Source organism: Deltaproteobacteria bacterium (assembly GCA_029210625.1).
In the GTDB taxonomy this organism is placed as follows: Bacteria; Myxococcota; Myxococcia; order SLRQ01; family SLRQ01; genus JARGFU01.
Genome location: JARGFU010000005.1, coordinates 61,181 through 84,458, shown reverse-complemented (window position 1 = coordinate 84,458; position 23,278 = coordinate 61,181). Strand labels below are relative to the sequence as shown.

Annotated in this window: 7 protein-coding genes; all 7 read right to left on the bottom strand. The window is 73.9% G+C overall.

All coding sequences use genetic code 11. The annotated features are described in order from the left end of the window. Nucleotides 1–93: 93 nt before the first annotated feature. The 7 genes from P1V51_06095 to P1V51_06065 all read right to left on the bottom strand — a co-directional run bounded on the left by P1V51_06095 (nucleotide 94) and on the right by P1V51_06065 (nucleotide 23,149). A complete protein-coding gene (locus P1V51_06095; GenBank protein MDF1562592.1) occupies nucleotides 94–15,948 on the bottom strand; it encodes an OmpA family protein in 15,855 nt (5,284 codons plus the stop codon). Nucleotides 15,949–16,121: 173 nt separating this feature from the next. After that, nucleotides 16,122–16,325, bottom strand: coding sequence for a hypothetical protein (locus P1V51_06090; protein MDF1562591.1), 204 nt, complete (start codon nucleotides 16,323–16,325; stop codon nucleotides 16,122–16,124). 12 nt (nucleotides 16,326–16,337) lie between these two features. Beyond that, a complete protein-coding gene (locus P1V51_06085; GenBank protein MDF1562590.1) occupies nucleotides 16,338–16,805 on the bottom strand; it encodes a cyclic nucleotide-binding domain-containing protein in 468 nt (155 codons plus the stop codon). 89 nt (nucleotides 16,806–16,894) lie between these two features. Beyond that, on the bottom strand, nucleotides 16,895–19,009 hold the full coding sequence (locus tag P1V51_06080; protein ID MDF1562589.1) for a hypothetical protein: 2,115 nt from the start codon (nucleotides 19,007–19,009) through the stop codon (nucleotides 16,895–16,897). A gap of 2 nt (nucleotides 19,010–19,011) precedes the next feature. Further along, nucleotides 19,012–19,731, bottom strand: a complete 720-nt coding sequence (locus tag P1V51_06075; GenBank protein MDF1562588.1) for an SDR family NAD(P)-dependent oxidoreductase — start codon at nucleotides 19,729–19,731, stop codon at nucleotides 19,012–19,014. Beyond that, nucleotides 19,728–21,002: a hypothetical protein gene (locus tag P1V51_06070; GenBank protein MDF1562587.1), complete on the bottom strand. Its 1,275-nt coding sequence runs from the start codon at nucleotides 21,000–21,002 to the stop codon at nucleotides 19,728–19,730. The genes P1V51_06075 and P1V51_06070 overlap by 4 nt, the downstream gene beginning before the upstream one ends. Before the next feature lie 23 nt (nucleotides 21,003–21,025). Then, nucleotides 21,026–23,149 carry a protein kinase gene (locus P1V51_06065; GenBank protein MDF1562586.1) on the bottom strand — a complete coding sequence of 708 codons (2,124 nt, stop codon included), beginning with the start codon at nucleotides 23,147–23,149 and terminating at the stop codon, nucleotides 21,026–21,028. Nucleotides 23,150–23,278 lie beyond the last annotated feature (129 nt).

Sequence of the window (23,278 nt, the reverse complement as noted above, 5' to 3'; positions counted from 1 at the left end):
ACCGGTTCGTGAGGGGTCACGCTCCAGCAGCGCAGCCCGCACCTCCAGTGTAGTCCGGGGGACGGACGCGGCACCGCTCCCCGGCGAGGCGCCCTAGTAGATGCCGGTGATCCGCAGGAAGGGTCCGCTGGCGTCGCTGTCGATGCGGGCGAGCTCGTCGTCGCTGAAGGAGGCGAAGCTCCAGCCGGCGCCCAGCCGGAAGTGGTGGCCCATGCGGTAGGCCGCCTCGAAGACCGCGCCGTGACGCAGCCCGCCCGAGAGCTCGGTCGCCTGATCGGCGTAGCGCGCGCCGGCCGCCACCCAGAGGATGCGGTACTCGGCCGAGAGGTCAAAGTGCTCGAGGAGGTGGTAGTCGAGGCGGTTCACCCAGAGGACCGAGTGCGCCACGGCGTCCCGCGGGGCGAGGCCCTCGCCGATGCCGACCTGCAGCTCGGTGCGCTTGTAGGCGACCTTCTCGGCCAGGGCGAAGTTCCAGGGCGTCTCGAGGACCGGCGCGAGGGAGACGATCTGGCTCAGCTGCCGGTCGCTGGTGCCCAGGGCGAGATCCAGCGGGCGCTGATCGACGAGGTGGGTGGCCTTGAAGAGGACCGTGATCAGATCGCTCTTCGCCGGGCGGTAGGCCAGCCCCAGGCTGGACTCCATCCAGAGGGACTCGGCCACCAGGGCCTGCACGTTGTGGGTGCCCAGCCAGTTCAGGCGGCCGACCAGGGCCAGGTCGCGGTTCCAGTGCCAGGCCAGGTTGCCGGCGACCACGCCCTGCACCCGATCCGCCACGCCCGGGAGGGTCTCGGCCAGCGCGTCGTCGGCGTTGTCGTAGCGCAGCTCGAGGCGCAGGGTGGCCTCGATCAGCTCGTGGCTGAAGGCGCCGGCGGCCGAGACGGCGTCGCGGCTCACGGCGCCCGGATAGAAGGTGCCCGCGGGGTTCATCCCCACGCTGGCGAAGGGCGGCAGGCCGTCCACCCGGCCCGTGGTCGTCGCCCGGCCCGTCGCCGGGTCGATGGTGGTGCCCGGCAGGGTGCCGGCGGTGCCCACGTCGCCGAGGACCTGCACCCGCTCGTAGGCGAGGTCGAGCTTCAGGCCCTTGGCGGGCGAGAAGGTGTGGCCCACGCCCAGGACGGCGCGGCCGTGGTTCGCGCCGAGGCCGCCGTCGACCTGGTACTCGCCGTGGGTGTTCAGGCCGCCGAAGCTCTGCTCGGCGCCGACCACCGAGGTGGAGCGCCAGCCGCCGTCCACCGGCCGCACCAGGCGCTCGTTCGCGTAGACGCTGCCGGTCTCGCCGGTGCGCACCCGGGCGCCGGCGGTGAGGGCGTTCTCGCCGCTCCAGCGCACCCGCCCCATCGCCGAGAGCTCGAGGGTCTCGGTGAGGCGGTAGCGCAGGCCCATCCCGGTCGAGAGGCGGTCGGCCAGCTGCGGGAAGATCCGGTCGTCGCCGCCCAGGGTCAGGTCCTGATCGAGGAGGAGGGTCAGGCCGTGGGTGAGGTCGAACTCGCCGCCGGCGAGCAGGCGGTCGCTGGCGATCCGGCCGACCTCCTCGTCGCTGACCACCGCGCCGTTCCACTCCCCGAAGGCCCGCCACTTGTCACCGCTGTGGGCGTAGCGCAGGCCGTAGGAGGAGCGCTGCACGAGCTTGGTGCGGCCGGTCCCCTCCCCCACCACGCCGGTGGGGAGCTGGCTGGCGACGTGATCGAAGCGGGCCACCAGATCGTCGTGGTCGGTGATGGTCCAGGCCAGCTGCACGCCGCCCCGGCTCTGGCCCTGATCGAGGAGCCGCTGGGAGTTGTAGAAGCTCGGATCCTGCAGCTCGAGGCGGCCGGTGAGCAGCACCACGTCCTTGCTCTTGCCCGCCAGCTCACCGAAGGAGAGCGCGCCCTCGGCCATGAAGGCGTTGCCCTGCGCGCCGCAGCGCTCGCTGACGAGGGTGCTGCTCTCGCAGCCCGGGATCAGCCCGGCGTAGGTGAGGCCGCCGTCCGCCGAGTAGCTGCCGGCCAGATCGGTGCCCTCGCTCCGGGCGTACTCCAGCTTCAGGTAGGAGCGGGTCTTCGGCCGGATCTCCGCCGAGAGCCCCCAGAGCTGATAGCCCCGGTTGGTCGGCCCCTCGGCCTGGGCCAGGAGGCCGCCGCCCAGGGAGAGCCAGCCGTCGTAGGTGTGGCGCAGGTAGCCGCCGCCGGCCATCAGGCCCTCGGTGCCGAGGCTCCGGTGGTTGTAGTCCACCGTGAGGAAGACCGGATGATCGTCCAGCGGCGTCGCGGCGTTGGTGCCGCCCAGCCAGCCGGCGTGGGCCACCGAGGGCAGCGGGCTCTTCAGGAAGAGCTGCCCCTGGTCGAAGCGGAAGGTGTAGTCGACGTTCCGCAGCAGCGGCCGGGAGAAGAGCACCATGCCCGTCTCGCGATCGCGCACGGTGACGGTCACCCGCTCGCTGCCCTCGACGACGTCGCGGTGGGGCAGGAAGTAGAGGGAGCCGCCCGTGCCCTGGAGCACGGCGTGGCCCGGCTGCTGGCCCAGCTCGCCCGCGGAGCCGAAGCCGTCGGCCTCGAAGCGGTACTTCTCGGCCACGGTCTCGTCGAGGTGCAGGCGCGCGCCGTAGAGGGTGCGCCGGTAGTCGAAGAGGCCGCCGGTGCCCAGGCGGGTCTGGACGTTGCCCAGGTTCAGCTCGCTCTCGTCGGCCTTCAGGCGCAGCCAGAGGGGGCCCGCCGCCTCGGCCACGGCCTCGAGCTCTCCGGTGTCGCCGTAGAGGAGGTAGCCGCGATCCGGGTTCACGAGCTCCCGGGCCATGACCTCCTCGCCCCAGCGGGCGGTGTCGAGGTGCAGCTGCAGCTCGAGCTCGTCCCAGGGCCCCTTCTCCATCGCCCACTCGCCCTTCACGAAGGCGGCGGCGCGGCCGTGGAGCCAGACGGGCCCGAGGTCGAGGCTGGTGGTCTCCCCCACTCCGTCGAGCTGGTTGCCGGGGGTGCCCATCGCCGCGTCGGCCAGGGCCAGGACGAAGAGCTCGCTCTGCTCCCGCACGATCTCCCGCTCGAAGACCGCCTCGTTGCCGGCCTCGTCCCGGATGCGCAGGGAGAAGAGGGACTGGCCGCGGGGCACCTCGATGCTGCTGGCGAATTGTCCGTCGGCGTCGACCTTCAGGGTCTTGCCGGCCACGGTGACCACCGCGCCCGGCGCGGTGCGGCCGTAGATCGGGAGGTGGGCGCCCTTCAGCGGGACCCCCTGGGGCGGCAGCACCAGGCGGGACTCGACGATCGGGACCTGCTTCTCGTCGATCTGCTCGCGGGGGAGGACCACCAGCTCGAGCTCCTGCTCGGGCGCGCTGAGCTCGGCCAGCGTCGGCGGCGCGGCGGGAGGCGGCTCGGGCGCCGGAGCGGGACCGGCCGGGCCGCTGCCCGGGCCCTCCTCGTCCTCGTCATCATCGCCCAGGCGCGTGCCCGAGGCGGGCGCGGACTCGGCGACCGGCTGCGCCACCGGCTGCGCGACGGGCTGCGCGACGGGCTGGGCCACCGGCTGAGCCACGGGCTGCGCGACGGGCTGCGCGACGGGCAAGGCCCCTTGGGGCCCGGCGACGGGCTGCGCGACGGGTTGCGCCACTGGTTGCGCCACGGGCTGCGCGACGGGCTCCTCGTCCTTCTCCTCTTCCTTCGCGGCCGCCTCGTCCGGGGTCACGAGGGGAACGAGCGCCGGAAGGGGCTCCTCGCGGAGCCCGCCGGGGCCGTCCTCCTCCTCGTCCTCCTCGTCGCCGAGCAGGGTGCCCTGGGCCAGGAGGATCGGCCGCGACGTGGCCGGCCAGGCCGCGGGGAGCGAGCGGCGGTCGAGATCGAGGGGGAGGTCGCCGCCGGCGCCGGCCCCGGCGTCGGGCTGGAGGGAGAGCCGGTAGGTGGCCTCGCGGCCCTCACTCGTGCGGATCACCACCGGCAGCGGCTCGGTGAGGGTCACCGTGGCGGTCCAGACCTGACCGGCCTCGGTGGCCTGCGCGGCCACCCCGCCGAGGGTCACGCCGGACTGGACGGGCAGGGCCTCGGGCGAGCGCGGCTGGGCCGGCACCGCCCGCAGGACGATGCGCTTGTTGCGCTCGCGGTTCCGGGCGGAGAGGTTCGGCGCGAGGGGCTGGGTGTCGCCCTTGAAGATCTGCCGGATGCGGTCCGGCGGGATCCCGTAGGAGGCCAGCAGGCGGGCCACGGCCGCGGCCTGCTTGTCGGTGCGGCTCATGGCGGCCTCGGGGCCACCGGTGTTGTCGGTGTGGGCCACCACCGTGACCCGGGTGCCGGGCCCCATCTCCTCCACCCGACGGGCGAAGGCCTGCAGCGGGGCGCGCTTGGCCGGCGCGATGTTGTAGCCGATCGCGAAGAGCCCGTTGAGGGTGCGGGAGAGGCCCACGTTCGCCACGGCGAAGGTGCCCCAGGGACCCTTGCCCTCGTTGCCCTGCTGGTCGAGGACCCGCAGGCGGAAGCGGTAGCCCTCGCCCCGCTTCAGGGCCGGGGCGCCGGCCTCGTCCTTGCCGTCCCAGAGGATCCGCGGCGGCGGCGCGCCGGTGCCGGCCACCCGACCGACCCGCTGGCCGGCGGTGTCCTCGATCCACAGCTCCCACTCCGAGGCGCGCAGCTGCCCGGGCATCCGGGTGAGGAAGGGGATCGGCTTGCGGGGCAGGCCGCCCTTGCCGAGCTTCACCGGCCCCTCCTCGTCCTCCCGCAGGCCGGTGACGGCGGCGAGAGGCAGCGCGTGGCGCGCGCCCTCCCAGGTGAGGAGGGGCGTCCCGCCGCTGCGGGGCAGCTCGAGGCGCATCGCCACGGCCGCGCCCGCGCCCGCGGCGGGCGCGGTGGGGGTCGCCGCGGGGGCCGCCGGCCCGGCGAGGGCGGCGGGGGTGCCCGGCTCCTCGTCTTCGCCCGCGAGGGAGGCCGGCACGCCCGGCTCGTCCTCGCTCGCCTCCGGGGCCGCCGCGGCCACCGTCGTCGCCGCCTCACCCGTGTCGGGGCTGGCCGCCCAGCGCAGGCCGGCGAGGCGCAGGGCCTCCGCCGAGAAGGCGTCGGCCTCGGGATCGTCGGCCGGCAGGGCGAGGGGCTGCCCCTCGGCGTCGAGGCGCCGCAGGAGGCCGAGGCGCTCGCCGCGGGCGAGGCCGAGGCTCAGGGAGAGCCGGCCGTTGCGGGCGACCTCGACCACGTCGGCGAAGTTGCCGATGCCGTCGAGGGCCGTCTCCGCGCCGCCGACCTGGAAGCCGGCCGGGAGGGTGATCGAGGGGAGCTCGGGGATCTCGGGCTCCGGCGCGCTCACCGCCACCCAGACCCGGCGGTTCTTGCGCTGGTTGCGCTGGCCGATGTTCGGCGCCAGCGGCCGGGTCGAGCCCTTGCCGGTGGCGTCGATCCGCTCGGCGGCGATGCCGCTCTCGACCAGCCAGCCCTTGATCGCCTCGGCCCGCTGCCGGGAGAGGGGCATGGCGCGCTTGCGGTAGGTGGCGTCGACGTGGACCGCGATCTCGACGGTCGAGCTGGGGTAGTCCTGCAGGGCCTTCAGGGCCGGCTCGAAGACCTTGCGGAAGACCGCGGTCGGCTTCGCGCCCTGCTTGGGGAAGAGCTCGCCCATCAGGGTGAGCTTCACCGGCGTGAAGGGCGGCGGGATCCAGTCCAGCGCGAAGACCTGCACCGCGCTGCGGGAGGCGAGGCCCGGCTCGCCCTCGACGCCGGCCCAGACCACGAGGGGCTCCCCGCGGGGCAGGTCGGCGGGCAGGGCCAGGCTCGCGGGCGGCGCGCCCTCCCCCGTCAGCACGGCCAGGCGCTGCCAGCTCTCGGGGCCTCCGAGGAGGCGTGCGGCCTCCTCGGCGGAGGTGCCCTCGGGGAGGGCGGGCGCGACCGGCGCCCGGGCGAAGGCCACCCGCCAGCGGCGGGGGGTGCCCCTCGCCTGCAGGTGGAGCTGGGCCTTCGCGCCCTGGTCGAGGCCCACCGGGAGGCCCGGCTCGTCGAAGCGCGGCGTACCGCCCTCGGCGGTGACGCGCAGATCGAGGCGCGGGATCACGACCTCGGCCTCCCCCACCTGCAGGTCGAGGGGGCTGGAGGTCGCCACGACCGCCAGGGCCGGCGGCGCCCTGGGCCGCATCACGCCCAGCTGGGTGGGCTTCATCTCGGCCAGCGCGCAGCGCACCGGGAAGGAGAGGACCGCGTCGAGGCCGCGGGTCAGGAAGAGGGGCTTCCCCGGGGGGCCCACCGGGCCGCTGGCCGGCGGCAGGCTGGAGGGATCGAGCTTGAAGAGCCGCATCCCCGGCGGCAGCCGGTTGAAGTGCAGCTTGCCGCTGCGGTCCGAGGTGGCGGCCATCCCCGTGTCCGAGTAGACGCGCGCTCCGATCAACCCCCGCTCGCCGGGCTGCTGCCGCCCGTCCTCGTTGTCGTCGCAGAAGACCTTGCCGATCACCGTGCCCTCGTCGAAGAGGGGATCGGCGACGATGTGGATCGAGGCCTCGGCCTCGCCGACCTCGACGTCGTCCAGGGTGGCCCGGGCGAGGTTGGTGGCGGCGCCGGGCTTGGCGCGGGCGCCCACCGCGAGCACGTAGCGGAGCTCGAGCTGCTCACCGGCCAGCAGGTCGTAGGGGCCGAAGGAGAGGGCCCCGCCCACCGCCTGCTGGGTGTCCATCAGGGGGGCGGGCTCGGCCCGCTCGCTGGGACAGCCGAGGGCGTCCTCCCCCACCCGGGGGCAGGCCCGCACCAGGCCACCGTCCGGCGCCACCCGCAGCCGGGAGGCGGTCGCCGTCCCGGCGACGTACTTCATCCCGCTCGGGATCAGATCCTGGATCCGCACCCCGGTGCCGCCGAGATCCCCGGAGGCGCCGGTGCTGCGCAGGTCGGCGCCGGAGCGGTTCTTCAGGGTCAGGGTGTAGGCGACCAGCTCGCCCACCGTCGCGGTGCCGCGGGCCGCGACCTTGGTCAGCTGCAGCAGATCCCGCACCGGGTCGAGGGGCACGTGGTTGTGGGTGACCTCGTCCTCGGGCACGCCGATGGAGAAGTGCTGGTACCAGGTCGTGTCGCCCTCGAGGTTCGGGCGGGGGTCGGGCACGACGGCGCCGGGAGGCGCGAAGCCGGGCGCCGCCGGGCGCACCACCGAGGGGAAGGCGAGCTGCGGCGCCGGCGGGACCACCTGGAGCTGGTAGGCCATGGCCGGATCGGCCTGGGGTACGTCGAAGCGGTAGAAGCCCGCGGACTCACCCCGGGGGGTGGTCTGGCCCTGCTGGCCGGGGAGGAGGCAGGCGGTGCCCACCGGGCGCGGCAGGGGGTGGGTCTCGCTGGCGCCGAGGTTGGGATCGGTCTCGAGGGTGACCAGGCGCTGGTCCTCGTCGCAGGGCAGCGGGGCCTGCCCCACCCGGCTCTGGTCGTAGAGCAGCCAGACCCGGGCGTCGGGCACGCCGCTGCCGTCGTCCCCGCGGTAGACCACGCCCGAGGGATCGATGGCGCAGTCGTGGACCTCGAGGGCGTCGGCCCGCGCCGCGGCCACCGCTTCCTGCACGAAGGTGGTGCCGCTGGCCGAGCTCACCCGCAGGATCCAGGGCCCCACCGGGAGGCCGACGAGGGCGAAGTCGCCCCGCGCGTCGCTCACCGCCGAGCGCACGATCTCGCCGCTGGCCGGAGAGACGGCGCTGATGTTGTAGCCGGTCAGGCCGCCCTCCCCCTCGCCGAGCGCGCCGTCGCGGTCGCCGTCGAGGAAGATCCGGCCGAGGTAGCCCCCGGTCCCCGGCGCGGCGCCCACCACCACGGTCGCCGGGCCCAGCTCCCGGGAGGGCAGATCACGCGCCTCGAGGAGGGCGAGGTTGGAGAGGATCGCGCCGTCCGGCGCGTCGTGGGTGATGCGGACCAGGAAGGTGCCCTGCCAGCTCTCCCCGGCGGGGAGCGGCGCCCCGAGGGAGAAGTGGAGCATCCCCTGGCCGGTGCCCGCCGGTGGGTTCTCGAAGCGCGAGCTGCTGCCGCTCGGCGTCTCGTGGGAGACGTAGACCAGGTGGCGCGGGAGAGGATCGGAGAGCGAGATCTCCTCGACCGGGACGTTGCCGGTGTTGCGGACCACGAGCTGGTACTGGAGCAGGTCGCCCCGCTCCACCACGCCGCCGTCGAGATCGACCACGGCCTTCAGGGAGGTCGAGAGGTCGCGCACCGGCGCGTCGCCGATGGGGATGACGGTGGCCTGGTCGCCCGGCACCGAGGGATCGGCGTCGGTGAGGACCTCCACCCGGACGCCGGTCTCGTCGAGGGCCGAGACCGTACCCTGGTTGACCACCGTGGGGCCGGCGTCGCTCTCGATCTCGACCTCGAAGCGCACCAGCGCGGTGGCGTGCGGATCGATCGAGGGGACGACCACCCGCACGGCGCCCAGGGCCACCTGGCCCGGGTCGCCGTCGGCGGCGTCGGTCAGGGGCCGGCCGTCGAGGGTGAGGCTGCCGGTGAGGTAGCGGGTCCCCGCGGGCAGGGGATCCCGGATCTCGACGTCGTGGGCCGTGGAGGTGCCGCGGTTCGGCACGGAGAGCTCGAAGGCGATCCGGTCGCCGGGCTCGACCACGCCCGGGGTCTCCTCGTCGCGGGTGAAGCTCCAGGTCTTGCCGGCGTCCCCGAGGTGGATGGCCCGCCCCACGACCACCACGGTGGCGTCGCCCGGCGTGGGCGTGGCGGGATCGTCGGTGCCGACGGCCTCGGTCTGCAGGGAGGCGATCCGCCCCTGGTTCGCGATCTCGGTGCCGCCGAGGACGCCCGCCTCGACCTGCACCCGGAAGGTGACGACCGCGGCCTCGTCGTCCGGCGCCGCGCCGTCGGAGACCAGCATCACGCCGGCCGGGGTGCCCGGGCGGGCCGAGCTCAGGGAGAGCCCGAGCACCAGGGGCGAGCCGCCGCCGGCGGGATCGTCCACCGGCGCGTCGTTGAGGCGGGTGGTGCCCGGCACGTAGCGGGTGCTCGCCGGGACGGGATCCTGCAGCACCGAGCCCAGGGCGTCCTCGGTGCCGTCGTTGAGGATGACGAGGGTGTACTCGAGCAGGTCCCCCGGCTCGATCAGGCCGCCGTTCAGATCGACCACCGTCTTCTCGGAGTGGTCGAAGCGCGGGGCGGAGAAGACCCGCACCGCCGTGGCGTCGAAGGGCGCGGGCGTCGTGGGATCGTCGCTGGGCACGGCCGCGGGGAGCTCGGCGTGGAAGACCCGGGCCTGGTTGGCGACGAGGGTTCCGTCGGGCAGCGGGGAGGTCAGGACCACGTCGATCGTGAGGACCACGGGTTCGCCCGGGGCGACGGCCGCGAGGGCCGGCACCTCGGTGGGCGTCCAGGTCAGCCGGCGATCGACGGTGACGGCGGCGGGGCTCTCGCTCCAGCTCGCCACGAGGGCCGGCAGGGTGTCCTCCACCAGCACCTGGGTGGCGAGGGTGTTCCCGACGTTCTCCAGGGTGAGGGTGTAGCGGAGGCTGTCGCCCGGCACGACCAGGTCGCCGGTGAGGTCCTCGACGGTCTTGTGCACGATCAGGTCGGGCGCCGAGACCACGACCACGGTGGTGGGATCGTCCTCCTCCGGGGTGGCGGGATCGTCGGTGAGGACGAGGGTGGGCAGGTCACCGAGGGTGATCGTGGCCTGGTTGGGGATCTCGGTCCCGTTGGCCAGCAGGGCCGCCACGGTGGTCTCGAGGAAGAGCTCGACGCGCTGCCCGGGCTCGAGGGTGCCGACGCTCCAGACGGCCTCGTCGCCCTCCAGGGAGCCCCCGAGGACCTGCGGATCGACCAGCAGCGTGGGGTCGAGGGCGTCGCGGACGACCACGTCCTCGGCCGGGTGGCTGCCGAGGTTCTGGAGGGTCAGGGTCCAGCGCAGGCGGTCGCCCGGCTCCACGTCCCCGCCGTCGAGATCCTCGACGGTCATCGTCGCCGAGCCGAGGTCCGGCAGGGCCAGCTGGAGGACGGTGGGATCCGAGGGCGCGGGGGTCGTCGGATCGTCCGAGACCACGGCGCCGCCGATCTCGGCGTTCTCGATCCGGGCCTGGTTGGCGATCCGATCCCCGTCCCGGGCCTCCGCGGCGATGCGGGCGGTGAAGGTGAGGAGCACGTCCCCGCTGGTGCCCGGGGCGACCCGCGCCAGGGCGGGCGTGGTGGTCTGGTCCCAGAGGATGGCGCTGCCATCGAAGCTGCCGCCCTGCCCCGGCTGCACGTCGGTGAGGAGGGCGTCGATGGGATCGAGCACCCGCACGGCCGTGCCGTGGGTGTTGCCGGTGTTCTTCACCCGCAGGGTGTAGGTGAGGCGATCGCCGGGCAGGGGCAGCCCGCCGTCGTCGTCGACCACCGTCTTCTCGGTGAGGGTGAAGTCGGGGGCGGAGACAACCACCACCTCGGTGGGGTCGGCCGGCTCGGGGGTGCTGGGATCGTCGGTGGGGACCGACTGCCCGGCCCCGGCGACGAGGGCCTGGTTGGCGATGACCGTGCCGCTGGCGGTCAGCGGGGGCACCCGCGCCGTGAAGCGCCGGACGACCGGCTGATCGGAGGGAGAGAGATCGACCGCCGGCCAGGTGATGCGGCCGGCGCCCGCGTCGTGGAGGCCGCCGTCCTGGGTGAAGACCACCTCGAGGCGCGGGTCGAGGTCGTCGAGGGTGACCACGCCGGGGGCCAGCATGTCGCCGCTGTTGATCAGGGAGATGCGGTAGTCGAGGAGGTCACCGGGCTCGACGACGCCGCCGTTGCGGTCCACGACCTCCTTGGTGCTCGACGAGAGATCCGGCGCGCTCTCCACCGTGAAGGTGGTGGGGTCGCCCACGACCGCCGTGGCGGGATCGTCGGTGGGCTGGCTGGCCGCCAGGCTCGGGCTCTCGAGCAGGCCCTGGTTGGAGACCACCGTGCCGTGGTCCAGGGGCGTCACCACCCGGGTGAGGAGGGTGCGCTCGAAGATCGGGCCGGGCGGCAGATCGCCCAGGCTCCAGCTCACCGTGTGGCTCCCCGGATCGTAGACCCCGCCGTCGGAGGCCGAGACGAAGGTCAGGGAGGGATCGAGCGCGTCGCGCAAGGTCGCGCTCCGGGCCCAGGCGTCCCCCTGGTTGCGGGTGGAGAGGGTCCAGGTCACCACGGCGCCGGGGCGCACGGGCAGGCCGCCGGTGGCGGTGAAGGTCTTGGTGGTCGCGGAGAGCTCCGGCGCGGCCACGACCACCACCGTGGTGGGATCGTCCACCGCGGCGGTCGCGGGATCGTCGGTGGGCACGGGCGCGACCAGGCCGTCGGCGGAGATCAGGGCCTGGTTGGCGACGAGGGTGCCGTCGTCCTGCGGGGAGTCCACGACCGAGAGCACCACCAGGGTCTGGCTCTCGCCGGGGGCCAGCGCCGCCAGCGCGGGGGTCGTGGAGGCGTCCCAGTGGACGCTCTGGCCGGCGGCCACCCCACCCTGCTGCGGGGAGAGGCCGGTGAGCGCGCCGTCGAAGGCGTCGTCCACGGTGACGTTGCGGGCGACGGCGTCGCCGTCGTTGCGCACCTGGATGGCCCAGGCCAGGACGTCGCCGGGCCGCACGTCGCCGCCGTTGGCGTCGGCGACCGTCTTGGTGCTCGCGTGGAGGTCGGCGCCGCTCACCACGAAGCGGACCGTGGGATCGTCGAGGGCGGCCGTCGCCGGATCGTCGGAGAGGACCGACGCCGGCAGGCCGGCGGCCGTGGCGGTGGCCTGGGCGGTGATGGGCAGGCCGTTGTCGAGGGGCGAGCCCAGCAGGGTCCTCACCGTCCGGATCCGCGCCAGATCGGCGCCGATGCCGATCAGGGGGATGACCCAGGAGACGGCGTGGGCGCTCGCATCGTAGACGCCCCCGGCGCTCGCCGAGAGGAAGCTGGTGCTGGGGTCGAGCGGCAGGGTGACGGAGACGTCCCGGGCCAGCGCCGTGCCCTCGTTCACCAGGGTCAGCCGGTAGCGCAGCTCGTCCCCCGGCCTCAAGGGCGCGCCGTTCGGATCGATCGCCACGAGCGTGAAGCCCGAGAGATCCGGGGTGGAGACGACCGTGAAGGCCGTCGCGTCGTCGACCTCGGGGGTGGCCGGATCGTCGGTGGCCACCTCGGTGGTGAGGCCGGTGCGGCCGATGAAGGCCTGGTTCGAGATCACCGCGCCGTCGTCGAGGGGCGAGGCGAGGTCCGCCTCGAGGGTGAGGGTGCGGGTCGCCCCGGCGGCGAGGGTGGCGAAGGTCCAGCGCAGCTCCGTGCCCACCACGGTGCCGGGGGGCGTGGCCACGACGTTGGAGAGCTCTGCGGGGATCGGATCGCGCACCCGGACGTTGGTCGCGTCCTCGGAGCCGGTGTTCCGGATCCGCAGCGTGTAGCGGATCCCGTCCCCGGGGCTGAAGGCGCCGTCGCCGTTGCGGTCGGCCACGAGCTCGACCTGCTTCTCGCTCTCCTCCAGGGAGGGGCGGGACTCGACGAGGATCACGGTCGGGTCGTCGACGGCCGTGGTGGAGGGATCGTCGGTGAGCACGGGGCCCGGCAGATCGCTCGAGAGGAGCGTGGCCTGGTTGGCGCAGGGCGTGCCGTCGGGCAGGCTCGCGGCGAGCCGGGCGTCGAAGGTGAGGACCACGTCCGCGCCCGGATCGATGCGGGCGAGGGTCGGCGTGAGCGGCGAGCTCCAGGTGAGCTGGCCCCCGGCGAGGGTGCCGCCCTCCCCTGGCGTCACCGAGGTGAGGCAGGCGGCGATCGGATCGCTGACCACCACGTTCCGGGCCGGCGCGTCGCCGGTGTTGGTCAGCACGAGGGTGTAGCGCAGATCGTCGCCGGGCAGGTGCGCGCCGCCGTTGAGATCCACCACCGCCTTGGTCGAGGCGGAGAGGTCGGCCTGCGAGGAGACCACCACCTGCGTCGGATCCGCCGGGAGGGGCGTGTCCGGATCGTCGGAGAGGATCGCGGAGGAGAGCTCGGCGGCGACCAGGTCGGCCTGGTTGGAGACGATCGTGCCGTTCGCCAGCGGGCTGGCGAGCTCCGCCTCGAAGGCCAGGAGGGTGTCACCGGTGGGCGAGACCCCCATCGAGGGGATCGTCCAGACCAGCGAGCCGCCCACCTGGGTGCCGCCGTTCTCGATCCGGACCACCGAGAGCTCCGGCGGCAGGGCGTCGCTCACGGCGATCGAGGTGGCGTCGCCGGGGCCCGTGTTGCGCAGGATCAGCTCGTAGCGGAGCCGATCGCCGGGGCGCACGGGGCCCCCGCCGAGATCGATCACCCGCTTCTCGAAGACGAAGTTGGGCAGGCTCTGGACCCGCACCCGGGTGGGATCGCCGACCTCGAGGGTGGTGGGATCGTCGGTGAGCGCCGGCCCGGTGATCTCCGGGGCCGTGATGACGCCCTGGTTGGAGATCAAGGTGCCGTTGGGCAGCGGGGTGCTCACCTGCACGGCGAGGTCGAGGAGCACCTCCTGGGCCGGCTCGATCCGCGCGAGCGCCGGGGTGCTGATGGCGTTCCAGGTGACCTGGCCGCCCGAGATCAGCCCGCCCTGCCCCACCGAGAGGATGGAGAGGTTGGTGTCGATCAGGTCGGAGACGGTCACGCCGGTCGCCGCCCGGTTGCCCGAGTTGCGGATGGCCAGCTGGTAGTCGAGCCGATCCCCCGGCTCCACCGGGGCGCCGTTGGCGTCCACCACGATCTTGGTGGAGGCCGAGAGGTGGGCGCGGTTGAGGATCCGCAGGCCCGTGGAGCTCAGGGTGAGGGTGCCGGTGGTCTCGAGGGCGGTCAGCGAGGCGACGTTGGTCACCAGCGCGCCGTCGATGGCGTCCTCCTGCACCCGCACCTGGAAGCTGATGAGGGTGGTGCCCCCCGCCGAGACGGGGATGCCGTTGGCGACGAGCTGTCCGGTCCCGTTGGTCCCCCCACTGGCGCTGCAGGTGGCGGGCACGGGCGAGGAGAGGATCGTGCAGGCCTCCACCTCGGCCGGGAGGTTGTCCACGATGCGGGCGGTGGCCGCCCGGTTCCCGGTGTTGCGCAGGGTGAGGGTGTAGGTGACGGTGTCGCGGCCCTGGAGGGGGGCGCCGTTGTCGTCGACCCCGGCCTTGGCCGAGCTCGTCAGATCCACCGCGTAGGAGAGGCGCACCCGCGTGGGGTCCGGAGTGGCGGCGGTGGAGGGGTCGTCGGTGAGCAGGGGCGCGGTCAGCCAGGGGGCCTGCAGCTCACCCTGGGTGGAGATCAGCAGCCCGTCGATGCCCGAGGAGGGCACGCCGGCGGCGATCAGCTCGGCCTCGTCGAGGATCGTCACCTCGAAGAGGAGCTCGACCGAGAAGCTCCCGGGCACCGTGATGTTGGAGACGTCGATCTGCGGCAGGGCGGAGCCGTCGGTGGCGCCCGGCGGCACCGCCAGGACCACCAGGTCCTTCACGTGGGCGGGCAGGGGCTGGACGTAGCGGACCTGCTGGGCGGGCTGGTTGCCGTCGTTGTAGAGGCGGACCCGGTAGCGCAGGCGATCCCCGGGCTGGACCACCCCGCCGTTCAGATCGGTGACCTCCAGCACCTGCGGGTCGCGCAGCTCAGGAGCCTGGACGGTGGTGCAGGGGCTGGTGGTGAGGGTGACGAGCACCGAGCGGCTGGAGTCGACGGTCGCCTGGTTGCAGATCGAGGCGCCGTCGGAGGTGCCCGCGTCGATCGACACCTGGAAGGAGACGGTCTTGGTGGTGGTGGTGCCGACCCGGTAGTCGAGGTCCCCGATGTTCAGCCCCGAGACCAGGGCGCTGTTGCTGCCGCTGTCGGGCACGGGCAGCCCGTCGAGGGTGGTGGTGCCGGGGATGTAGGTCGTGCCCGCCGGCGGGGCGTCCTGCACGATCACCCCCGGCGCCAAGTCGTTGCCGGAGTTGGTGAGGGTCAGGGTGTAGGTGAGGGTCTCGCCGGAGGCCGCGGTGGTCTTGTCCACCCGCTTGGTCGAGGCCTGCCCCAGGGAGGGGGCGATGGTGTCGATGCCCAGGAGCACCCAGCCGAGGATGAAGAGCTCCCCCTGCTGGCCGCCGTCGAGGACGCCGTCCCCCGAGCCGGGGACGATGCTCGCGCTGGTGTCGCCGGGCGAGAGCAGGTTCAGCCCGGTGGGCCCCAGGTCGATGGCGTCGAGGTCCACCCCGTTGAAGGGCACGCCCGCCTGCTGCACCGTGCTGTTGAAGAGGTTGCGCGGTGGATTGGAGGCCGACTGGAGGAGCACCCCGCTGCCGCTCTGCGGGTTGAACTGCATCCAGTCGCCCCACTCGATGCCCCCCGGGGGGCTGCCGAGGTGGGGGTCGCCCTCCAGGGCGAAGAAGACGATCTCGCCGCCGGCGGGATCGCCGACGGTGAAGCCCGAGAGCGGGATCGGCGCCGAGATCCCCGAGGTCGTGGTCTCGTCGCAGCCGTAGAAGCCGTCGTAGAGGAGGAGGTTGCGCACCCCCGGGGCCGTCTCGCTGGACCAGACCACCACCAGCGACCACCCGGCGTAGGCGGCCTGGCAGCCGGGATCGGTGAAGGCGCAGCCGTTGGAGAGGCTGCCGCGCACGCCCACCCGGGCCTGGACGCCGTTGACGTTGTAGACGCCGTTGACGTCACCGCCCCGGGCGGCGGAGACGGCGCGCACCTGCGAGGTGACGTCCCGGCGGCAGTAGAAGAAGCTCTGGCCGCCGTAGGTGAGGTTGCGGCAGAGGCCGGCCACCAGGGGCCGCATCACGCCATCGGGGGTGTAGAAGTCGAACTGATCGTCGGCGACCGCGTCGGTGCGGCCGGAGTAGAAGACGTAGGCCCCCTCGATGGTGGCGTTGATGGGCACCCCGGAGAGGTTCGCGGAGGTGAAGGAGGGATCCAGCAGCGTGTCGTTCACCCGGGGATCCTCGAGGGCGAGGATCATCAGGGTGTTGCCCGTCGTCTGGGCCGAGCCCTGGACGGTGAAGCTCTGGTAGAGGCTCGGCGCGGTCCCGGTCACCACCGCCGCGGCCCGGGAGGGCCAGGCGAGGAGCGCCAGGAACAGGACGAGCAGGAGGAGGGAGGAGCCGCCTCCGGACCATGGGTCCGGCACGCGGCCTCTGCTCCCTCGCGGGATCGCCAAGGTCTGCCTCATGATGATCTTCGGCCGCCGGGTGGTCGTGTTCCCGCGCACCCCTCGTGCGCGGCCCCACCGGACGGGCAATCATCGATTATAGGGGAGGTCGGGGGTCGAGCCACTTCCTTCCTGCCCGTTTTTTCGAATACTTAGACCGCCTTGTACTTCAGCTTGCCGGCCTCGGTGACCTGCACCTGGTAGGCCATGCCGCAGTAGTAGCAGCGGACCTCGGAGCCGTCGGTGAAGCCATCATCCACGGGGTTGTTGGCGTCACAGTCCGGGCACTCGAACTCGTTGTAGCGCTTCGCCGCTTCCTTCTCGTCGTCGTCGTAGCCGTGTTGGTCCATTCCCATGGTCTTCGCCTCCTACCAGCGGTCCAGGAAGTCATCGAGCTCGCTCTTCGCCCCCTTCAGCCGCTCGTGGCACTGCTGGAGGAAGCTCGAGAAGGTCGGGTCGTTGCGGGCCAGCTCCCGGAGGGGCTCGGCCGGGATCTCCACCAGATCGGCCGTCCCGACCGCCCGCACGGTGACGGCGCGGGCGGGGGGCTCCAGGGCCGCCCCGGTGCCGAAGCAGTCTCCGGGGTGGAGGGTGACCAGGGGCGTGGCGTCGGCGCCGCCCGAGCTCAGCAGGACGACCTCCCCCCGGGCCAGCAGGTAGATCCGGTCCGGCGAGGAGTGCTCGCCGTAGATCGTCGCCCCGCCGGGATAGCGGCGCAGGCCCGCCCGGGCGAGGACGGCCTCCGCCGCCTCCCCCAGCGCCTGCAGGAGGTGTGAGCGCTCGAGCAGAGGGTCCTGTCGGACCAGCGTGGCTGCGTCCAGCTTCGCGAGCTTCATCCTCGCGACGGCTTCCCGATCGGTCATCTCTCTCTTCCCCCGGGATCAACCCACCCCCCCGGTGCAGAGACGACTATAGCCGAATCCGATCAGCGCGTGGCGGGGGCCTTCACCCGGTAGGTGGCCTCGATGTGGGCCATGAGCTCGTCGAGCGAGGCCCCGTAGGCGGTGCCCTCCCCCGCCGCCTTGCCCTGGGAGTCGACGTAGAAGGAGCCCCGGTGGCACTCGCGCACCCACCCCGGCCCCTTGTCGGGGGCGTCCGCCGGCTCGTGGCAGTCGCGCTCGCCGGCCGCGTTGCGGAAGCAGCAGCGGCCGTCGACGTAGACGACGATCATCTTCTCGAGGAGGGCCTCGGCCATGTAGCCGGTCAGGACGACGTTGGCGCCGCTCATCCCGGTGGGGTCCTGCCCGTAGCCGTGGAGGAAGTAGACCACCGGGTAGCTGCGCTCGGCGTTGGCCGGATCGAAGTAGCCCGGCGGCAGGGCCCGGGAGTAGACGCGGTCGGAGCCGAGCGCCTCGGAGTAGTAGCTCTCGTCCAGGACGAGCTCGGAGTAGGAGCCGAAGTCGTCGCCGGAGTCGTCCCCTTCCGGGAAGCGCTCGGAGAGCCAGGCGAAGAGGAGGTTCATGCGGTCGAGGACCTGCTTGACCGTCCCCACGTGGGCGCCGTCGCCGTCCCGCCACTGCGCGTCGGTGGCGTCGGGGTCGCCGTAGAGGAAGAGCACCTTGCCGGGGATCCGCGCCCAGTCGACCTCCCGGAAGTCGAAGGGGTCCACCGGCACGTCGTCGTAGGTGGGCACCTCGGGGAAGTTCTGGATGAAGAGGCTCTGCGGGTCGCGGGCGGCGACGTGCCCGTAGGTCTGCGCCGCGCTCACCCCGAGGTTGAAGATGTCGCGGATGCCCCCATCGAACCAGAAGTCGGTGTTCGCCAGCTCCTCGTCGCTCCAGCGCTCGAGCTGGCTGCGGGGCCCGACCGTGAGCCAGCGCGCGGCGCCGTCGGAGAGATCGTAGCGGCCGTTGCCCTCGCCGTGGTCGCCGGTGCCGGCCACGCCGTCGAGGCCCGCGTCGGTGAAGGGCTCGCCCTCCTGCCAGACCCAGTCTCCCTCGGTGCCCAGCGCGTTCCTCTCCCAGTCGTGATCGTCGCCGTTGGGGTCGGGGTTGGTCACCGGATCGTGGGGGCTCTCGGCGGCCGTGGTGCAGCCGCCCGCGCCGTCCTCCTCGGTGGAGGGGCAGCCGTCGGCGCCGGTGTCCTCCCAGCGCTCGCGGCCGTTGACGATCACCGGCTCGCCGTAGTCGCGGACGCCGTCGCCGTCGTAGTCCACGGCGAGCACCACCCGCAGCCGCTCGCTGTGCGGGCGGCAGGGATCGAAGCTGCCCTTCTCCCGGTAGTAGACCTCGGGGTACTGCGCCTTGAGGCGGTTCTTGGGGAGCTGCACCGCCGGCCCGTCCGCGCCGCAGAAGGTGTCGGGATCCACTCCCGCGCAGAAGTCCACGACCTGCCCGGTCTGCTCGCAGGTGACGATGGGCTCCTCGCCGTCGCAGAAGGTGATGACGTCGAAGCGCCCCTCGGGGTTGAAGCGGTCGTTGTAGACCGGTGCGTCGCCGCCGTGGTCGGTGCCGGGGAAGACGATGGGGTCGGCGCAGGTCGCGCTCTCGTCCACCCCCGGCGGGAAGAAGGGGTTCTCGGGGTTGTGGAAGGCGGGGTTGCCCAGCGCCTGGGAGACGTCCTCGAGCAGGTCGATGTAGGACGAGCGGTCGAAGGTGCCGCCGTTGTCGTCGTACCACCAGTGGTTGAAGTCCATCGCGTGCTCGAAGCGCTCGGTGGCCGGGGCGCGCACCGCGCAGGCCTCGATGGCCGCGATGTCGTTCAGGGCCTCGGGGTCGCCCCCGGCCGCCTGGAGGATCGCGAGGGTGTCCTCGTAGGTGCAGAAGCCCGAGAGGGGGTGGTCCTCGAAGTAGTGGAGGAAGTAGCGCAGATCGAGGCTGCCCCCGAGGGGGCCGAGGGCGTCGAAGACGCCGGGCTCCCGGGTCCCCAGGAGGCCGGTGCCGATGGCCCCCATCGAGACCCCCGCCAGGGCCCGGTACTGGTAGGTGCGGCTGCCGCCGTCGCTCCCCCCGTCGGGGCCCCCTCCGCCGCCGCCGCCGCCTTCACCGCAGGCCGCGAGTCCGAGCAGGGAGAGGACGAGGAGGGTCGACAGGCGTCGCACCACTAGAAGCGCTCCTTCCAGGGGCGCAGATCCATCTCGAAGCTCCAGGCGCTGCGCTTCTGCCGGTGCAGCTGGAGGAAGGCCTCGGCGGTCGCCTCGGGGGTGAGGAACTCGTCGGGCGAGCGATCGACCAGGGCCTGGCGGTTGCGCTCGGAGAGGATCTCGCCGTCGATGACGATGTGCCCGACGTGCACCCCGAGGGGGCCGACCTCGCGCGCCATGGACTGGGCGAGGGCGCGCAGGCCGAACTTGCCCACCGAGAAGCCGGCGAAGCCCGCCGCGGCGCTCACCGAGCCGGTGGAGCCGGAGAAGAGGAGCGTGCCCTCGCCGCGGGGCACCATCATCCGCAGGGCCTCGCGCCCGACGAGGAAGCCGCCGAGGCAGTTCTGCCGCCACTGATCCTCGAGGTCGCTGGTGCCCACCTCGAGGATGCTGCGCCGCTGGCTCGCCCCCGCGTTGAAGATGACGAGGTCGGGCAGGCCGAGGTCCTCGCTGACCGCCTCGAAGAGGTTGCGGACGTCGCTCTCCTTCGTCGCGTCCGCGACGTAGGCGGTGGCCTCGCTGGCGATGAAGTCGAGCTCCTCGGCGAGCTTGGAGATGCGGTCCTTGGAGCGCGCGACCAGGGCGAGCTTCATCTCCTCTTCCGCCAGGCGGCGGGCCAGCGCCGTGCCCAGCCCCGGTCCGACCCCCACGATGACTGCCGTCTGTGCCTCGCTGCTCATCTCTCGAGTCTCCTCTGCACCAGTTTCTCCAGGGCTCCGGGCACGCGCTGCGCCAGGAGCAGGATCTCGGCGATGTCCACCGATACGGTCCGCCCCCCACCGCCGTCCAGGTAGACGCCGAAGACCACGCGCCCGCGATAGCGGACCGGGAAGAAGCCGACCGTGGTGGGCTCCCCCTCACCGAGGACCGACAGGAAGCGCTTGTGGATCCGGTGGGGCAGCAGGGGCCCCAGGAAGTGGGCGCCGGTCGAGGCGACGAGGCCGAAGACCGTCCCCTCCTCCGCCGGCACCATCAGCGACTCCAGCGCCCGGACGTCGACCCCGACGCCGGTGCCGGTCCAGCCCGCCCAGAAGGTCCCGTCCAGGGTCAGCAGCGCCACCCGCTCGCCCCGCGAGAGGCAGAAGCGGACCATGACCTCGCCCACCTGGCGGCGGGAGGTGGCGGCCTCCAGGAGGGCGGTGGCCTCGGCGAGGTCCTCGATGGGCACCAGGGAGACGTCCGCCTCGACGGGGAGCATGTCCTCCGGCTTGAGCTCGAGGATCGGCTCGTCGAGCCCGACCCCGCTCTCGTCGAGGTCGAGCTCGTCCAGCGCGTCGAGCTCGAGATCGACGTCGAAGGAGAGCTCGGGCTCCGGGGGCAGCGGCGCGACCGGCGGCACCGCCAGGAGCGGCGTCGCCGTGTGGCTGGCGTAGAGGGCGTTGAACTCCGACTCGTCGATCAGATCGCCCTGCGGCCCGGTGGGGGCGCCCTCGGGGCGGCGCGCCTGCTGGAAGAGGCGGCGGCCGAGCTCGAAGCGGGCCGAGATCGGCAGGCCGAGGACCCGGTGGAGCACCCGGGCCATGGGGACCTCACCCAGGAAGTGCTGCCGGACGGCGAGGCCGCAGTGGTGGGCGGCCCGCTCGACGGTGGGCAGGTCCCAGGGCTCGGCCATGGCGACGTGGAGGGTCCGGCCCTCGACGAAGAAGGGCAGGATCTGGTGCTGCTGGATGAAGTGCACCGGCAGGAGGCGGAAGATCTCGCCCTTGGCCAGGAGGATCACCTGCGGGGCGACGGCCGTGATGCCCAGCAGCTCGCAGGAGACGCGGGTGAGCACCTTGCCCTCGACGAAGCCCAGCTCCCACAGGTTGGTGGCGAGGTGAGCGCCGTGCACGACCTGGCGGTCGAGGGCCTCCTTCATCCGGGCCGGCGAGACGTGACCGTCCCGCACCAGCGCGGCTCGCAGCCGGGCCTCGAACTTCTCCCGCAGCGCGTAGCGCGCCTCGACTTGCACTCGGTCGACCAAGAGTCCGGGATTTACCCTCCGGCCCGCCCCGCGTCGAGCCATCGTGAGAGCGCCTCGGCCTCGGCCGGCGCCTCGGGGGCGTCGGGCTCCCGGAGCGCGGCCAGGTGCCCGGCGGCCACCTCGGGGGAGAGCTCCCCCGGGTCCGCGCCGAGCGCGAGCCAGCGCTCCACCCGGGCCACCGCCGGGCGGGCGTCGGCGGGCGGCTCCGCCCCCGCGTGGAGGGCCTCGATGCCCGCCAGCAGGAGGATCGCGCGACCCCCGACGATGCGGATCCGCCCCGGGCGCAAGGGACCCGGGTGGTCCCGCAGCGCGCGGGCCACGTCCGCGGCGAGGCGCAGCCGCCGGTCCCGGCCCGGAGCCCCGCCCGGCCGCGAGAGCTCCTCCTCGAGGGTCAGCCCCTCGACGAGATGGTAGATGGCCAGGCTCTCCTCCGGGAGGAGATCGAGGAGGGGCTGCAGGTGAGGGTTCCCCGCCGCGGCCAGCTCGCGCAGCCGGGCCAGGGTCGCGGGCGAGATGTCCCCGGGGAGGGTCTCCACCACCACCCGCCGGCCGAGGCGGGCGTCGCGCGCCAGGTGGACCCGCTGACCGAGCGCCGTCTCGAAGTCGAAGCGCGGCCCCGGGCGCGCGGAGTCCTCTGCCGGAGCTCCCGCGGGCGTGGGGGCCGGGGCCGCCTCGGCGCCGCCCCCGAGCTCGGCGAGGGCGCCGAGCGCCCGGGCGAAGGCCTCGCCGCTCTCGAAGCGGTCGGCGCGATCGTGCGCCAGGGCCCGCTCGAAGAAGGCGTCGATGGCCTGCCCCTCCAGCTGCGGCTGCAGCGTGGAGGGCGGCCGGGCGCCGGCGCGCTGCTGCGCCGCCACCTGCGGCCCGGGAAAGGGCAGGTGGCCGGTGGCCGCCCGGTAGAGGGTGACGGCCAGGGCGTAGAGGTCGGTGCGCCCGTCCAGCGCCGCCGCCTCCAGCTGCTCGGGGGCCATGAAGGCGAGCGTCCCCAGGAGGTAGCCGGTGCCGGTCTGCTGGAAGGAGACGAGGTGCGCCGCGCCGAAGTCGCCGAGGTGCACCGAGCCGAGGGCGTCGAAGAGCAGGTTGGCGGGCTTCACGTCCCGGTGGAGCACGCCCCGCCGGTGGGCCGCGGCCAGGGCTCGCGCGGCCTCCACCCCGAGGCGGACCACGACGGGCCAGGGGAGGTGGCGCCCGCCGCGGAGGCGATCGGCGAGGGTGCCTCCGGGGAGGAACTCCATCACCAGGATGCCCTCCTCCGGCTGGGCGTGGCGGACCCGCACCAGGCCAGGGTCGTCGATGGTCTGGGCGATGCGCGCCTCGCGGTAGAAGCGATCCTCGGCGCCGCCCGCGCCCCGCAGGGAGGAGGGGGCCAGGATCTTCACCGCGACCGTCTCGCCGGTGAGGGCGTCGATCGCCCGGTAGACCTGCCCCATCGCCCCGGCGCCGAGCAGCCGCTCGAGGCGGTAGCGGGAGAGCACCCAGCGCTCTCCCTCGCCCTCGTCGGTGGTCTCGTGGCCGAGGGCGAGGTCCTGGAGGACCGCCTCGGGGGTGGCCGGCGCGCCGGGGTCGGCCTCGCGCAGCCGCTGGAGGGCCTCCTCGGCCGCCGCCGGCAGGCCGGCCCGGTGGAAGGCGACCACCAGCAGGCCGAGCGCCGCCCGCCGCTCCTCGCCCTCCCCCACCCCCTCCTCCACGGTCTGGGCGTGGCGGGCGGCGGCCAGCGGGTCGGGCCCCGAGAGGCAGAGCCGGGCCAGGAGGAGCAGCGCCGCCGCCGGCGGCAGGGCGAGGTCGGCGCGCCGGCTCTCCTCCACCCACTCCGTGAGGAGGGCCCGGGCCTCCTCGGGGCTCCCGGCGGCGCAGAGCGCCCGGGCGGCCTCCAGCCGGTGGCCGGCCTGGCGGTGGAGCGCGGCGGCGGTGTCCAGCTCTCCGAGGCGCTCGAAGAGGAGCGCGGCCTCGTGCTTGCGGCCCCGCGCCCGGCACTGCCCGGCCAGGGCCCGGGCCAGGCGGGCGTCCTCGTCGGCGGGGGCGTCCTGGAGGATCCGCGCGCGCAGCTCGGCGGCCGGCCGCCAGCGCCCGGCGGCCAGGAGGCAGCGGTGGGCGCGCAGGAGGTCCCCGCCCGCCTCGGCGGCCGCGGCCTCCTCCACCGGCAGCGCGATCCGGGCGTAGAGGTCGGCGGCCGCGAGGTGCTCGCCGCCCTGCGCGAGCAGGCGCGCCGCGGGGAGGAGCTCGCCGGCGGCGAGGAGCGCCTCGAGGCGCTCGCGATCGTCGGAGGC